The sequence below is a fragment of the Trabulsiella guamensis ATCC 49490 genome, from assembly GCF_000734965.1.
GTDB lineage: Bacteria > Pseudomonadota > Gammaproteobacteria > Enterobacterales > Enterobacteriaceae > Trabulsiella > Trabulsiella guamensis.
Genome location: NZ_JMTB01000065.1, coordinates 24,912 through 40,979, shown reverse-complemented (window position 1 = coordinate 40,979; position 16,068 = coordinate 24,912). Strand labels below are relative to the sequence as shown.

At 50.9% G+C, this 16,068-nt stretch carries 9 protein-coding genes and 3 pseudogenes; 3 read left to right on the top strand and 9 right to left on the bottom strand.

From position 1 onward, the window contains the following. Positions 1–22 precede the first annotated feature (22 nt). Positions 23–229, top strand: a complete 207-nt coding sequence (locus GTGU_RS09790; RefSeq protein ID WP_003856054.1) for a DUF1107 domain-containing protein — start codon at positions 23–25, stop codon at positions 227–229. Positions 230–325: 96 nt separating this feature from the next. Here the strand turns inward: GTGU_RS09790 and GTGU_RS26610 are convergent. From GTGU_RS26610 to msrA, 9 genes and pseudogenes are all read right to left on the bottom strand, one after another. Then, a pseudogene (locus GTGU_RS26610) lies at positions 326–403 on the bottom strand (hypothetical protein); the annotation flags it as partial. 309 nt (positions 404–712) lie between these two features. Then, entirely contained in the window at positions 713–1,519 is an 807-nt protein-coding gene (locus GTGU_RS24540; RefSeq protein ID WP_072011951.1) for a tetratricopeptide repeat protein, read from the bottom strand. A 247-nt stretch (positions 1,520–1,766) separates the two neighbouring features. Further along, positions 1,767–1,910, bottom strand: a pseudogene (locus GTGU_RS27020) (RHS domain-containing protein); the annotation flags it as partial. A 53-nt stretch (positions 1,911–1,963) separates the two neighbouring features. Further along, entirely contained in the window at positions 1,964–2,425 is a 462-nt protein-coding gene (locus GTGU_RS09780; RefSeq protein ID WP_038156214.1) for a hypothetical protein, read from the bottom strand. Positions 2,426–2,429: 4 nt separating this feature from the next. Next, positions 2,430–2,936 carry a hypothetical protein gene (locus GTGU_RS25715; RefSeq protein ID WP_156964113.1) on the bottom strand — a complete coding sequence of 169 codons (507 nt, stop codon included), beginning with the start codon at positions 2,934–2,936 and terminating at the stop codon, positions 2,430–2,432. A 60-nt stretch (positions 2,937–2,996) separates the two neighbouring features. After that, positions 2,997–3,092 (bottom strand): annotated as a pseudogene (locus GTGU_RS27015) (hypothetical protein); the annotation flags it as partial. 494 nt (positions 3,093–3,586) lie between these two features. Beyond that, positions 3,587–7,693, bottom strand: a complete 4,107-nt coding sequence (locus GTGU_RS09775) for an RHS repeat-associated core domain-containing protein (protein WP_084222767.1) — start codon at positions 7,691–7,693, stop codon at positions 3,587–3,589. A gap of 480 nt (positions 7,694–8,173) precedes the next feature. After that, positions 8,174–9,517 (bottom strand): polyamine export protein PaeA, encoded by a 1,344-nt coding sequence (paeA, locus tag GTGU_RS09770; protein ID WP_038156212.1) that lies wholly within the window; start codon positions 9,515–9,517, stop codon positions 8,174–8,176. A 192-nt stretch (positions 9,518–9,709) separates the two neighbouring features. After that, a complete protein-coding gene (gene msrA, locus GTGU_RS09765; RefSeq protein WP_038156210.1) occupies positions 9,710–10,351 on the bottom strand; it encodes a peptide-methionine (S)-S-oxide reductase MsrA in 642 nt (213 codons plus the stop codon). Between the two features lie 210 nt (positions 10,352–10,561). Between msrA and tamA the strand changes: the two genes are divergently transcribed. Together tamA and tamB are read left to right on the top strand one after the other, a co-directional pair. Then, a complete protein-coding gene (tamA, locus tag GTGU_RS09760) occupies positions 10,562–12,295 on the top strand; it encodes an autotransporter assembly complex protein TamA (protein ID WP_038156208.1) in 1,734 nt (577 codons plus the stop codon). Next, positions 12,292–16,068, top strand: coding sequence for an autotransporter assembly complex protein TamB (gene tamB / locus GTGU_RS09755; RefSeq protein ID WP_038156206.1), 3,777 nt, complete (start codon positions 12,292–12,294; stop codon positions 16,066–16,068). Before tamA ends, tamB begins: the two co-directional genes overlap by 4 nt.

Genomic DNA, 16,068 nt, shown 5'->3' with positions numbered 1-16,068 from the left:
CAATACTGCAGGAGAGAAAAGAATGAAAATTTTCCAACGCTACAACCCGCTTCAGGTGGCGAAGTACGTGAAGATCCTGTTCCGTGGACGGTTGTACATCAAGGACGTTGGGGCTTTCGAATTTGATAAGGGCAAAATCCTTATCCCGAAAGTGAAAGACAAGCAGCATCTCTCTGTGATGTCTGAAGTCAACCGTCAGGTTATGCGTCTGCAAACGGAGATGGCGTAACCAGCAGCTGTGCTATGCAGTAGTTTATAAAATAAAAAACGGCTCCCACAGGGAGCCGTTAATGTTTAAGCGGTGGCCTTACGCAGCGCCTTTCTTCTGCTCTTCCAGCCTCTGACTGACCAGGTCGCCCATCAGCGTGGTCATCACGTCGTTCAGGGTGATGATTCCCACCACCTGCTGTTGCGACAGTCCCATTAGCTACGGCCCCTAAACTCTTTCCTGTTCCATAGCCGAATACTGAACCAAGTATTGTTGAAACAACACCCTGTTCTGTTTGAGTGTTCCTTTAATCATATCGCTGATTGAATATCCAGCAACATTTCTACCTGTTGTGGCTATCAAGCCTCGACCTTCAGTTAGAATCCCTACATCAGTTGCGATATATGTATCGCTAAAGCTACAATCACCATCATTTCATATTTGATTTAAGGCATTAACCTCACCAGTTAAAAGTGATTTATTGCAATGATACGGCACTAACTTTTATTGTAAGTCCTCACACTCTTTATCTGTACCATCCATATTAAGCGAAGGGGAGTAATTTTTAATATATTGGTTAGAAAGCTCTTTGGCTTTTTCAATTTCCTGCTCCTTTAATTTTTTAATAATTAAGTCTCGTAAAGCTCCTGCTTCTTTAAAACCATTATGAAAAGCCACTGAAGACCAGGCGTAGGATTGCAGATAATCTTTTGGTAATTCATCCGTGCCATCGAAATACAATATACCTAAATTATTTTGGGCTGCGGCGTAACCCTGGCAGGCAGAAGTGCTTATTAGCTTCAATGCCTTGGTTTTATCGACTGGAAGATTGCCTAAACCTTTTGCATAGAATAGAGCAAGCGAATTTCTTGCACTCATTGAACCAAGATCTGTAGCTTGACTATACCACTTTACAGCCTGAACATCATCTCTGGGAATGCCCAGTCCATAGTTATAGATATAACCCAAATTATACATGGCAACAGGATTACTGGATTCGGCAGCCTTCAGAAAAAGCTCCCTTGCTTGATAATAATCAACTTCTCCTCCATTGCCATTTATAAAAAGAATTCCTAAATTTATTTGAGCACTAATAAAGCCTTGGTTTGCAGCTTTGTGGTAATACTTTCTTGCTAATATAAAGTTATTGTTCCCTGTCCAGCCATTTTCATATAAAAGGCCTAAATTGAATTGCGCTGGTGCGTAATCTTGCTGCGCTGCTTTTTCATACCAATATTTCGCTTTTATGTAATTGCGTGCTGTACCGTTACCATTTCCATAAGCAAATCCTAATGCTGTTTGTGCTTTCACATCACCCTGCGTTGCTAATTTTTTGAGAACTATTAATTCGCTATTTTAGTTCAATCTTTTCAAATCGCTATCTGAATGGCAGAAAGAAGCGATAATAATTTTTACTAGAAAACGGCTCATTGTTTCGCACCTTCTAATTTTTTGTACTCATCCAAAACATCGCTTACAAAGTCCTGACAGTTATTCACTATGAAATTATAGTTAGAGTTATCATTTCCATATTGCTTCTTTCCTTCCGGAAATGATAAAATTCGTCGTATTCTGCACTCCACGCGATTCTGCCGTCGGTCTGTATCAACGCCAGCGGCAGGCCGCGGTGGTCGCAGTGATACAGGTGAGTTTTACGCAGCGCCATATGTTCCTGCTCCATCTGAATCTTAATCTGCTCCACTGGTGATTATTTCATATACCCTGTGGTTACTCCCCATCCGTTTAGGCATTACTTCATTGCATTATGACGTCACCTCGCTGCCCTCCATCATCAATAAAATATGTCCCCAATTGCAAGTCATCGTCTTTATGTTTTCGGATAAATTGAAACTCTTCAATTAATGAATAATTTTTATATGTAGAACGATATGTAAGAATTACAACATTTGAGTTTATAACATTACTTGTCAGTAGTTCTGAGCTTACAAAATAGCCTAATACTTCTTTTTTCCTTTTCATTAGTAAAAGAAAATCGCCTTCTGGAGTGATTTTTTTAAAGTCATTTGTTCCTTTGTTATAAATTTCCAATAACGCTCCATCGTTATAATTCTCTTGGATTACATTAACTTGCTGCTTTGCAAGCTCTCTAATTTCCTCATCATTTTTAATGTATTTATGTCTTAATTCTGAGCCAAATAATGTAAATAAAATAGGGAGTAAAACCATGAAAAATATAATTAGCTTCTTGCTTTTCATATTGCTACCCCATCATCTCAGATATGCATCTGGAAATTTTAGAGCATGTAAGTTCTCCAGCATAAACACCAATTCCAGGTCCGGAACTTAGTGTTCCAGAATAATTTACATTCATATCTTTGGCACTTGAAGCTGAAAGTTTTCCCAGAAGTCCTCCCGAATACATCATGCCCTTTGATTCAGTTTCTCCGGGGGGAACTCCACCACCAGAAACTGTTCCCGAAATAGATAACCCTGCAGCATAACCTATTCCGCTATGTTCACATAGCATGTAATACATACAAATATCCCGATTACCTGATGCCTTGTCATTTGTTCCAATCGCTATACCTGTAGTAAAACTACCTCCACTAAAAGCATCCAAAGATCCGCCAATATCAACCGAAAGAGAGCGAGATAGGGGCCTATTAGCTACATTTATTGCTGCCATTCCATCATCGGATGCCACATAGCCTTTAGATATGGAATTCCTTGCGGAATCCGCCCATTTGCCATATTCGCCACCAAACACTATCAATCCCAATGGGTCTGCTTTAGATACGGGATTTAAAGGATATTGATAAAGATTTCACCCACCTTTGAGCCTAATCGCAATCAGGGTGATATACCTTATCTGTAACAGTTCGTAGTATCAGTTATAGAACAGCCCCGACTCATCATCGTACTGATTCGAGTTTGTTTTCTGCCAGAGTCGAATATTACGATCATTCCCAGTTTTATCCCGCTTTTAATATTTGTTGTTTTCTCTCTTTATGGCATTAATATCATCATATACTATTTTTTTATTTATAGCATCCATCTTCTTTTTCTAAGAGAAAAAATTCATCTAAAGTATATCTTTCATATGTGGTATTATATGTCAATTCAATTTTTTCATTGCCAATTAATGATTTAATTTGATTGCTTTTTTTAATGTACTATTGCGATATACCCCTAGTATATTATATGTTTGATTCATAAAGCTTATATAATTATTTTTGGGCATTGAATTTCTGAATTCATTTGTTAACATAGTATCATAAATTCCAATGAATTCTTTTGTGTTATACATTGAATGAAACCGAGCTACTTCAATTGTAGCATTATTTACGTCATGATTATCACAACCTATCAAAAAGACAGTCGTTATAAAAATAATGGTTTTAATATTCATAAAAATCTCTAATTAACTATACAACGAGTATATTGCTGGCAGGTAAGCGCACCTACAAACTCTCCACCCCCCAATCCTCCGGCAGCTGTTGCCGACCAATGCAAAGGACCATTTTTACCATTCATCTCAACTAAACTTGTTGCAGAACCATTAAGTAAGAATCCAACATCAGTTGTTGCTCCACTGCTATATGATACTCCAGAGCTAGGAGGTGCGTTACTGATTGTACCAGAAACAGACGCAGCGCCGGAAACACCAGCCCCTACCCCTTGGCATGCCGTAATATACGCGCATAGATCTAAACCCTTATCACCGTTCCCGGTAAGGATGCCAAGTGCAATACTGCCACCTGTAATTCCATAAGCTGCAACACCGACATCAAGAGAAGAAGAAAATATAAGTGGAGAAAAGTGAGGACCAGTAGCTGCATCTATTGCAGCCACTCCATCTTCGTACGACATTCTACCTTCAGATGCAGCATTAACTGCGGAACCAGTCCATTTACCAAATTCACCGCCAAATGCTATCAATCCCAACGGATCTATATTCACAATTGGATTTAATGGATATATGTAAGGGTTCCATCCCCCTCTCAACCCGATAGGATCCTGAGTAATATACCGACCCTGCGTTGGGTCATAATACCGGTGACGGTTATAATGCAGCCCTGTCTCTTTATCGTACTGTTGCCCAGGCAAACGGATAAGCTGCTCCAGATCATCCGGGTTATCTTCCCACAGCATGTTGCCCCATTCGTCGTATTCTGCACTCCACGCGATTCTACCGTCGGTCTGTATCAACGCCAGCGGCAGGCCGCGGTGGTCGCAGTGATACAGGTGGATTTTACGCAATGGTGTGTACGCGGGTTCCATCTGGTTTTCCATCTGTACAGGAGTCACTCCGCACTGCGCCAGCCACTGGCGGTTCGGTTCACTGATTTTACCCAGCCGCAGCTCTTTCTCCAGGTCGTCCAGCATAGTTACCAGCTCCGGCACAAAGGTCATGCCTGCGTCCTGCTGGAGCTTCTCCGCCAGTGAGCGGTGAGCCGCTTTTTTAAGCTCTTCCATCGATGTTTCGATTCTGAGCAGCGGGGTGAAACTGCCCGGCAGGTAAACCGTCTGGACGCGGTTGTTGTCCGTCTGTGTGGTGGTCAGCCGGTCGCCGTCCCAGCCGTACCAGGTGGTGCCTTGCATTGTCTTTGCGGCGATACGGCGGCCCAGCGGATCATACAGATACCGGCTTTCTTCCAGCGGCTGCCCCTGTTGGGTTCGAACATAATGTATCAGTCGGTGCTGACTATCGTAGGAATAGTGGTGGGTATGGCTGCCGCCGTCACGAACGCGGCGCTCATCCTTTTCCGTCAGCCTGCCGTGAGCGTCGTGGTGGTAAAACCAGTTCACGTCTTCACTTAGGCGGTTATCCGGGAAGCACGCAGGCAGTACCGGGTACTGCTGCTGCCCAGCAATTCGGTTACCTGCCGGATCGGTGAAGTATTCCTTTGTGGTTTTTGTATGGGTCCGGTATTCCTGGTTCAGCCTTCCCGCCGCGTCGTACTGATAATGTCGCTGTTGCAGGGAGGCGTGGATGCGTACCAGCTCTCCGCTGTTGTTATATATGTACTCCCTGTTGAATGCCGACAGGCCCAGCGTATGGTGTTGTAGCTGTCCGCTTGCGGTATATACGCTGGCCAGCTCGTAAGTTCCGAAGCTACGTAGTGTCTCCCGATGCAAGCGGTCACGGGTGAAGTCAGCCAGGGGCTCATTACCGAATTTTATGCCAGCCAGGTAACCGGAGCCGTACGTCAACCATTCCACCGGCGGTAAATGGTCGGGAGTGGTCCGGTATGCCAGGCCGTTTCGGTATTCGTACACAGTGGCATGCTCCCACTGTGGTTCATCGGCGTCGGGGGTATGGACGGTCTGTCTCTCACGAGTCATCCGGCCTTTCTCATTATAGTCATAATGCACTGTCACACGGTGGCCGTTGCTGTGATGGCTGATATCTTTCAGCCAGCCGCGCTCGTTGTATTGCCAGCGTTCGGCTTCTTCATCGTTCACCATGCGATGTGTCAGGCGGTCTGATGCATCGTAGTACCACAACGTCACCAGGCCTTCGTCTTCGCTGCGGATGAGATGCCCGGTAACGCTGTAGAGATAATGCTGTGTCCTGCCATCGAAGCCGTGTTCTTCCATCAGGCGATCCATCGGATCCCAGGTGAAAGTGGTTGTGGCGTTGTTTTCGTTCACCAGGGTGGTGATACGCCCGGCAGCGTCGTATTTTATTTTTCGGGTCAGGCCACCTTCGGTAATACTGATCGGTCTGCCCCCCGCGTCGTACTGCGTTTCTCTGCGGCTGCCGTCCGGAGACACTACCGTCGTCAGGTCACCCTCCACGCTGTATTCATAGCGTGTTTCATGTCCCGGTGTATCTTTACGACTGACCAGTCTGCCGCGTGAGTCGTAAGCCCAGTAATAGCTTAGGCCTTCTTCCTGATGTATGGCCGTTATCTGCCCGAAGCGGTTGTATTCATAGCGGGTTTCGTAGCCTGAGCAGTCGGTGTAGGTCAGCAGCTGCCCGTAACGGCTCCACGTCATATGTTTGCGGCTGCCGGAGGGGGCTTCGGTGGCGGAAGGGTATTCACTCTGCGGGTCGGCATAAAAATAACGGGTGACATCGCCCTGACGGGAGGTCTCTGCCGTCAGTCTGCCCAGGTCATCATACTCCTTTCTGCTGCTCAGGCCGTCAGCGCCGGAGGCTATGATAAGCTGGTGCTGGCCGTTATAGTTAAATTGTTGCGATCTGCCATCCGGAGCGACGATTTCCGTGAGCAGGCCGGAGCCTGGGCTCAGCCGATATTGTGTTTTGCGGCCCGCCGCATCCGTTTGTGCAATCAGTCTGCCTGCTGGATCGAATTCACTGTGAGTGGCACTGCCGTCCGCCAACTCTTTTTTTATGACTCGCTTCATACCACCTTCGCCTTCGGTGTGCAGGACCTCACGGCGATTCAGGTTGTCGGTAACGGTGACGGTGTTTTTCTCATACCCATAGGTATAACTCAGGTCGGCAGGATTATGTTGTTCCACCACACGCCCGGCGGCATCATAGCGGTAGACGGTTTTTGGTCGTCCGGTATACTGATGGGCCACCATCCGGCCCGGATGCTGCGGGTCATAATCAAAGCATCGCACCTGCGCATCTCCCCGGTCATATACTGCCGCCAGCTCGCCGCGTGATGAATACTCATAGCGCACCAGAGCCACTGGGGGCAGCTTATCCGGATACTCAGGATCATGGGTGAGCCAGAGTGCCGCCAGGCGCACGCCCTCATCCGCGCCGTAGTGGGTCTGCGGTACGCCGCTTATTCGCACAAGTTCCAGGCGAAAACGACGTCCGGCCCCGTCGGTCACGGCCGTGATGTATCCGGTGAAATCCCCCAGAGCCTCCCGGTGAAAGATCAGAGCGCGACCGAAACCATCCACCAATCCAGTCAGTATCCGATGGGACGGCAGCGGGGCTGGCAGCGCTTCATCTACGCCGTGCACGCGATCAGCCCAACCGAGCAGCCACCACGGCCCCTGTGGACTGGAGGTTGCCAGGTACATGTGCGGGCTTAGCCGAATGGACTCCGGTAGAGCCTGCCACAGTCTGTGCAATACGTTACTCTCATGTAGTTTCAATGTACCGCAGCGGGCCAGCCAGAGCGACTCGCTGCGGCTGAAGGCGGTTTCGCCGGGAAACAGTGGGTCAAAGTGGATGCTGCGTCCGCCGCTGTCGTTAAGGATGATCTCCCCATCGCGTATCTGTAGGTGGATATCAGAGGTGGCATTCCAGCCGGGGCCGAAGATACCCACCGGAGCGGGCGTCTTTGTCTGGTAGCTGTTGTATGAGCGGGAAAGCACAAAAGGAAGTGGCCCGGGTAGCGCTACATCGGTTTCGCCGGGAAGCACTTTAGCCCCGAGCAACGGGTTAACTGGAGAACCGTAAGTGATACCACCGGGACACACCGAGCAGGCCACGCCGGTAGGAGCACCAATGAAGACCCCTGCGGAGCCCTGTACTATCGGGCCGCCGATGGCGGTCATGTCACCCTGCCGTGCTGCGGGTTTTCCTGTCATGGTCAAGTCCTTTTGCTATGGTTTATTGCTTTCTTTATTTACTAACATGATGGAAGCTCGGGAATTATAAATAATGCAAATAAAACAATAAATTAATGGATTTTATGAGAATGCTTACATGCATGCAGAGAAGCAACTGTGAGTTACGTCACGAAAGGAATTATCTATTAAATGAATGATTTATTGTTGAATAATAAGGAATTATCCAATGTGTAAGAATTTCGTGTGAAGATTTGCAGATTTATCAATGACGACGTGCAGGAGTTATGCGAAGACCTTAAAAAAATGAAGCAGGCGGCGAAGCCGTGAAGGAGAGGGGATTGAAAAGATGGATGCTAAAAAGCAAAAAAGCACCCTAATGGTGCTTCAGATGACAGACAGCGTCCTGACTGAAAAGCCAGGACTTTTTTCTAATATGCTCAGTGCATAAACGGACTGAGCACCACGATAATAAAACGGCCCATTGTAATCCGCGAGATCTTACGCAGCGCCTTTCTTCTGCTCTTCCGCATCCGGCAGTTTCGGTGTCAGTACTGTCGGTTTGCTGTCAATGCGTGTCACCAGCAACTGGTCGATGCGGTAGTTATCGATATCCACCACTTCAAACTTGTAGCCAGAGAACTTCACCGCATCGGTACGTTTCGGGATTTTCCGCAGCATAAACATCATGAAGCCACCAATGGTTTCATAGTTGCCGGACTGCGGGAATTCGTCGATATCCAGCACACGCATCACGTCGTCAATCGGCGTACCGCCATCGATGAGCCAGGAGTTTTCGTCGCGTGCGACAATCTGCTCTTCCAGCCCCTGACCGACCAGGTCGCCCATCAGCGTGGTCATCACGTCGTTCAGGGTGATGATCCCCACCACCAGCGCGTATTCGTTCATGATCACCGCGAAATCTTCACCGGCGGTTTTGAAACTTTCCAGCGCTTCGGAGAGTGTCAGCGTATCCGGCACAATCAGCGTATTACGGATTTGTACACCGCCGGTCAGCGCCAGGCTCTGGTTCGCCAGTACACGGTTCAGCAGGTCTTTGGAATCAACGTAACCAATGATGTGGTCGATGTCTTCTTTACAGACCAGGAACTTCGAATGCGGATGTTCCGCGACTTTGTTTTTCAGGCTCTGCTCATCTTCGTTGATGTCGAACCAGATAATGCTTTCACGCGACGTCATGGAAGACGGCACAGTACGTGATTCCAGTTCAAACACGTTCTCGATCAGCTCATGTTCCTGCTTACGCAACACCCCGGCCAGCGCACCAGCTTCCACCACGGCATAGATATCATCAGAAGTGATGTCGTCTTTACGCACCATCGGCAGCTTGAAAATGCGGAAAATGATGTTCGCCATGCCATTAAAAAACCAGACCAGCGGGCGGAAAACGAACAGGCAGAAGCGCATCGGGTTGATGATACGCAAAGCCACAGCTTCGGGCGCAATCATACCGATGCGTTTCGGTGTCAGGTCGGCGATGAGAATAAACATGCCGGTGACCAGCGAGAAGGAGAGAATAAAGCTCAGTTGCTCTGCCAGTTCGGACGACACGTAGTTACTTAAGATACCGTAAAACGCCGGAGAGAAAGCCGCGTCACCCACGATACCGCCAAGGATAGCGACGGCATTGAGGCCAATCTGCACCACAGTAAAGAAAGTGCCGGGGTTTTCCTGCATTTTCAGCACGCGTTGTGCGTTGATGTCGCCATCATCGGCGAGCAGTTTGAGTTTGATTTTTCGTGAGGCTGCAAGCGAAATCTCGGACATCGAGAAAAAAGCGCTGACGCCAATCAGACAAAGTATTACTAAAATACTGTTTAACATATCTTATCCAGCCGTTCAGGCCAGATCCTCGGAAGGGAAGTTGCTCACTTTTATACACCACATTTATGAATGATCATGTGTATTAAGGGTGAGATTTGACAAGAAAAACCGGTCCAAAGGTCATGGACCGGCAATTTCGAGGTTAGTATAGCGTAAAGGACTGTAAAGTCGCCAGAGGCGCTTCAGGAAGAGCTACGCCGTCTGTGGCGGCAGGCAAACGCCGATGCCGCCGATACCGCAATAGCCGTACGGATTCTTATGCAGGTACTGCTGGTGATCGTCTTCTGCGTAATAAAACGGTTTTGCGGCGGCGATCTCCGTGGTGACCTGGCGGTCATCCCCCGCGGCGCGCATCGCCGCCTGGAAACGTTCGAGGCTGGCTTTTGCCGCCGTTTCCTGCTCCGGCGTCAGTGGATAAATCGCAGAACGATATTGCGTACCATGATCATTGCCCTGGCGCATACCCTGCGCCGGATCGTGGTTTTCCCAGAAGACCTGCAGCAATTGTTCATAGCTGATGACCTTCGGATCGTACACCACACGTACCGCTTCCGCATGCCCCGTCTCCCCGCTGCAGACCTCACGGTAGGTCGGGTTCGGCGTAAAACCGCCGGTGTAGCCTGCCGCGGTGCTGTATACCCCCGGCAGTTGCCAGAACAGCCGTTCCACGCCCCAGAAGCATCCCATGGCAAACAGCGCGATTTCCATACCGTCCGGCACATTGGTCATGGAGTGATTGTTAACAGCATGCAACGTTGCCACTGGCATTGGCGTGTTACGCCCGGGTAACGCATCCGACTGGCTGACAAGATGGTTTTTATCGAAAAGACTCACGATTTGGCCTCCGGGAAAAGGAAATTGTGGTTAAGGTTGTCACAGCGTGCGTCTTTTAACACAATAAGCACTGCGAATATGACTAAATTTAAACATACGAGATTATAACTAAGTTGTCTTTTTTTCAGTCCAATGATAATGGATTGTTACGTCGTGGATCGACGCTTGTGTTTCCTGTAGGGGAGGAAACAAGGAATTTCAGGAGAAAACGTGCCAAAAATCCGCCAGTTTTGTGTGGCCAGCCTGGTGATGGTCAGCGGGGTCGCCAGTGCGGCGAATATACGTTTGCAGGTTGAAGGACTCTCAGGAAACCTGGAAAAAAACGTTCGTGCCCAGCTTTCTACTATTCAGGGCGACGAAGTGACGCCTGACCGCCGCTTTCAGGCGCGTGTAGACGATGCCATTCGCGAGGGCCTGAAAGCGCTGGGGTATTACGAACCGACCATTGATTTTGAACTCAAGCCACCGCCAAAAAAAGGCCGTCAGGTGTTGCTGGCGAAAGTCACCCCTGGCGAGCCTGTGCGTATTGGCGGAATCGGGGTGATCCTGCGTGGCGGCGCGCGTACCGACAGGGATTATCTCGACTTGCTAAAGAAGCGCCCGGCAGTCGGCACCGTGCTGAATCATGGCGATTATGACGGCTTCAAGAAAGATCTCACCAGCGTGGCGCTGCGCAAAGGATATTTCGACAGCGAATTCAACAAAAGCCAACTCGGCGTGGCGCTCGACCGGCACCAGGCTTTCTGGGATATCGACTATGACAGCGGCGAACGCTATCGCTTCGGCGCGGTCACCTTTGAAGGCTCGCAGATTCAGGATCGTTACCTGCAGAATCTGGTGCCATTCAAACAAGGGGATTACTACACCTCCGCTGATTTAGCCGAACTGAATCGCCGCCTGTCAGCCACCGGCTGGTTTAACTCCGTGGTGGTGGCACCCGAATTTGATAAATCCCGTAAAACCAAAGTATTGCCGTTACACGGCGTGGTATCGCCCCGTAGTGAAAACACTATTGAAACCGGGGTCGGTTACTCTACTGACGTCGGGCCGCGCGTGAAGGCGACGTGGAAAAAACCGTGGATGAACTCTTATGGTCACAGCCTGACCTCCAGCGCCAGTATTTCCGCGCCGGAGCAGCAGCTCGATTTCAGCTATAAAATGCCGCTCCTGAAGAACCCCCTGGAGCAGTATTACCTGGTGCAGGGCGGCCTCAAGCGTACTGACCTCAACGACACCAAATCAGACTCCACAACGCTCGCCGTCTCACGTTACTGGGATCTTTCCAGCGGCTGGCAGCGGGCAATCAATTTGCGCTGGAGTCTTGACCACTTTACCCAGGCTGATGTCACCAATACGACGATGCTGCTCTATCCAGGCGTGATGATTAGCCGCACCCGTTCACGCGGCGGCCTGATGCCGAACTGGGGCGATTCCCAGCGTTATTCGGTGGATTACTCCAACACGGCCTGGGGTTCTGATGTCGATTTCGTGGTGCTGCAGGCGCAAAACGTCTGGATCCGCACGCTTTATGATCGTCATCGCTTTGTGGCGCGCGGTAACCTCGGCTGGATAGAAACCGGTGATTTCGACAAAGTGCCGCCGGACCTGCGTTTCTTCGCCGGGGGCGACCGCAGCATTCGCGGCTACAAATACAAATCAATCGCCCCGAAAGATGACGATGGCAAGCTGATCGGTGCCTCAAAACTGGCGACCGGATCGCTGGAATATCAGTACAACGTGAGCGGCAAATGGTGGGGGGCGGTGTTTGTCGATGGCGGTGAAGCGGTGAGCGACATCCGCAGGAGTGATTTCAAAACCGGCGCAGGCGTCGGTGTGCGCTGGCAGTCGCCAGTCGGCCCCATCAAACTCGATTTCGCCGTCCCGGTCGGCGATAAAGAAGAGCATGGTTTACAGTTTTACATCGGTCTGGGGCCTGAATTATGAGTTTATGGAAGAAAATAAGCCTCGGCGTACTGATTTTTATTGTTTTGCTGCTGGGCACGGTGGCGTATCTCGTCGGCACCACATCCGGGCTGCATCTGATTTTCACGGCGGCGAACCGCTGGGTACCGGGGCTGGAAATCGGCCAGGTGACCGGCGGCTGGCGTGATCTGACGCTGAAAAACGTGCGTTACCAGCAGTCAGGTGTGGCAGTGGATGCCGGGCAACTGCATCTGGCAGTTAAACTGGATTGTCTGTGGAACAGCGCGCTGTGCGTGAATGGCATTTCGTTGCGCGACATTAACGTCGCCATCGACAGCAAAAAAATGCCGCCCGCGGCGCCAGTTGAGAACGAAGAGAGCGGCCCGCTCAATCTTTCCACGCCGTATCCCATCACACTCAGCCATGTGGCGCTGAACAACGTCAATATCAAAATAGACGACACCACCGTGTCGGTGATGGATTTCTCCTCCGGGCTTAACTGGCAGGATAAAGATCTGACGCTGACGCCGACATCGCTGCAGGGGTTGCTGATTGCCCTGCCGAAAGTGGCGAAGGTGGCCCAGGAAGAGGTGGTCGAGCCGAAAATTCAAAACCCGCAGCCGGAAGAGAAACCGCTGGGCGAAACGCTGACCGAACTGTTCTCAAAACCGGTGCTGCCGGAGATGACCGACGTTCATCTGCCTCTGAATCTCAATATTCAGGAATTTCGCGGCGAACAGCTACGCCTGACCGGGGATACCGATCTGACCATCTTCAGCATGTTGCTGAAAGTGAGCAGCATTGACGGTAATACTCACCTGGACACGCTGGATATCGATTCGAACCAGGGAACGGTGAATGCGTCTGGCACCGCGCAGTTGCAGGATAACTGGCCGGTCGATATTACACTCAACAGTACGCTGAATATCGACCCGATGAAGGGCGAGAGTATCAAACTGAAAGTGGGCGGCGAGCTGCGCAAGCAACTGGATGTCGGCGTAAATCTTTCCGGCCCGGTGGATATGTCGCTTCGCGCGCAGGCGCAACTGGCAGAAGCCGGGCTACCGCTAAACGTGGAAGTGCTGAGCAAGCAGCTTTACTGGCCTTTCACCGGTGAGAAACAGTATCAGGCCGATGACCTGAAGCTGAAACTCAGCGGCAAAATGACCGATTACACCCTGTCGTTCCGTACTGCTGTGAAGGGGCAGAGTGTCCCGCCCGCGACCATCACGCTGGATGCGAAGGGCAACGAAAAACAGGTGAATCTCGATAAGCTCTCCGTGGCGGCGCTGGAAGGCACCACCGAACTCAAAGCGCTACTGGACTGGCAGCAGGCGATCAGCTGGAACGGTGAATTAACCCTGAAGGGCATTAATACTGCGAAAGAGGTGCCTGACTGGCCGTCGAAACTCGACGGGCTGATTAAAACCCGCGGCAGCCTTTACGGCGGCAGCTGGCAGATGGACGTGCCTGAGCTGAAAATCACCGGCAACGTCAAGCAGAACAAGGTTAATGCGGAAGGCTCGCTGAAAGGCAACAGTTATATGCAGTGGACTATTCCGGGGCTGCATCTGGTGCTGGGGCGTAATAGCGCTGATGTGAAAGGCGAGCTGGGCGTGAAAGATCTTAATCTGGATGCCACCATCGACGCGCCCAGTCTCGACAACGCCCTTCCGGGACTGGGGGGGACGGCGAAAGGTCTGCTGAAAGTTCGCGGCACAATAGATGCCCCGCAACTGCTGGCGGATATCACAGCGCGAAACCTGCGCTGGCAGGAATTATCCATTGCGCAGGTGCGTGTGGAAGGCGACGTCAAATCGACGGATCAGATTGGCGGTAACCTGAAAGTTCGCGTTGATAACATCGTCCAGCCGGGCGTCAACATGGGGCTGGTAATGCTGGAGGCCAAAGGCAACGAGACGCAGCATGATCTGCAATTGCGTCTCCAGGGCGAGCCGGTCTCTGGTCAACTGGCGCTGAAAGGCAGCTTTGACCGTAAAGCGGAGCGCTGGAAAGGCGAGCTGAGCAACACCCGTTTCCAGACGCCGGTCGGGCCGTGGTCTTTGAACCGCGCCATTGCACTGGATTACCGGAATCAGGAACAAAAAATCAGTATCGGGCCGCACTGCTGGAACAACCCGGATGCTGAACTTTGCGTGCCGCAGACCATTGATGCCGGGGCAGAAGGCCGCGCAGTCGTTAATCTCAACCGTTTTGATCTGGCGATGCTGAAGCCGTTTATGCCAGAGGCGACGCAAGCCAGCGGGGTCTTCAGCGGTAAAGCCGACGTCAGCTGGGACACCACCAAAGAAGGGCTGCCGCAGGGGAGCGTGACGCTCTCCGGACGCAACGTCAAAGTTACGCAGGTGGTGAACGATGCGCCGCTGCCGGTGGCGTTCGACACACTGAACCTGAACGCGGAATTGCGCAACAATCGCGTGGAACTGGGCTGGCTGATTCGCCTCACTAACAACGGTCAACTTGAGGGACAGGTGCAGGTGACCGATCCGCAGGGACGGCGTAACCTCGGCGGCAACGTCAACATTCGTGATTTCTCGCTGGCGATGATAAACCCGATCTTCTCTCGGGGTGAGAAAGCTGCCGGTAAGCTCAGCGCGAATCTGCGCCTTGGCGGTAACCTGGAGGGGCCACAACTGTTCGGTCAGATGCAGCTGAACGGCGTCGATATCGACGGTAATTTTATGCCGTTCGATATGCAGCCGAGCCATTTAGCGATGAACTTTAATGGAACGAGTTCTACGTTGCAGGGCTCCGTGCTGACGCAACAAGGGCAGATCAACCTCAGCGGTAATGCGGACTGGAGCCAGATCGATAACTGGCGTGCCACTATCGCCGCCAAAGGCAGTCGGGTGCGGATCACCGTACCGCCGATGGTGCGGCTGGACGTTTCGCCGGATGTGGTGTTTACCGCTACACCTGGCCTGTTCACGCTGGACGGCAACGTGGATGTGCCATGGGCGCGCATTGTTGTGCACGAGTTGCCGGAAAGCGCCGTTGGCGTTTCCAGCGACGAGGTGATGCTGAATAACAATCTGCAACCGGAAGAACCGCAGACGGCGTCGATCCCCATCAACAGCAACCTGAATATCCATGTCGGTAACAATGTTCGTCTGGATGCGTTTGGCCTGAAAGCGCGCCTGACAGGCGATCTTAAAGTCGCGCAGGACAAACAAGGTCTGGGACTGAATGGGCAGATAAATATCCCGAGTGGCCGCTTCCATGCGTATGGCCAGGATTTGATCGTGCGTAAAGGCGAACTGCTGTTCTCTGGTCCGCCGGATCAGCCATTACTGAACATTGAAGCCATTCGCAACCCGGAAGCCACTGAAAACGACGTGATTGCCGGCGTTCGCGTCACCGGTACTGCCGATCAGCCGAAAGCGGAAGTGTTCTCCGACCCGGCGATGTCGCAACAGCAGGCACTCTCTTACCTGCTTCGCGGTCAGGGTCTTGACAGCGAGCAGAGCGATAGTGCAGCAATGACATCAATGCTTGTCGGTCTGGGGGTTGCACAAAGTGGTCAGGTTGTGGGTAAAATCGGTGAGACGTTTGGCGTAAGCAATCTGGCGCTGGACACCCAGGGAGTCGGCGACTCTTCGCAGGTGGTGGTCAGTGGCTATGTCTTGCCGGGTCTACAGGTGAAATATGGCGTGGGTATTTTTGACTCACTGGCAACACTCACGTTACGCTATCGCCTGATGCCTAAGCTATATCTGGAAGCCGTGTCTGGCGTTGATCAGGCACTGGATTTGCTCTATCAGTTTGAGTTTTAG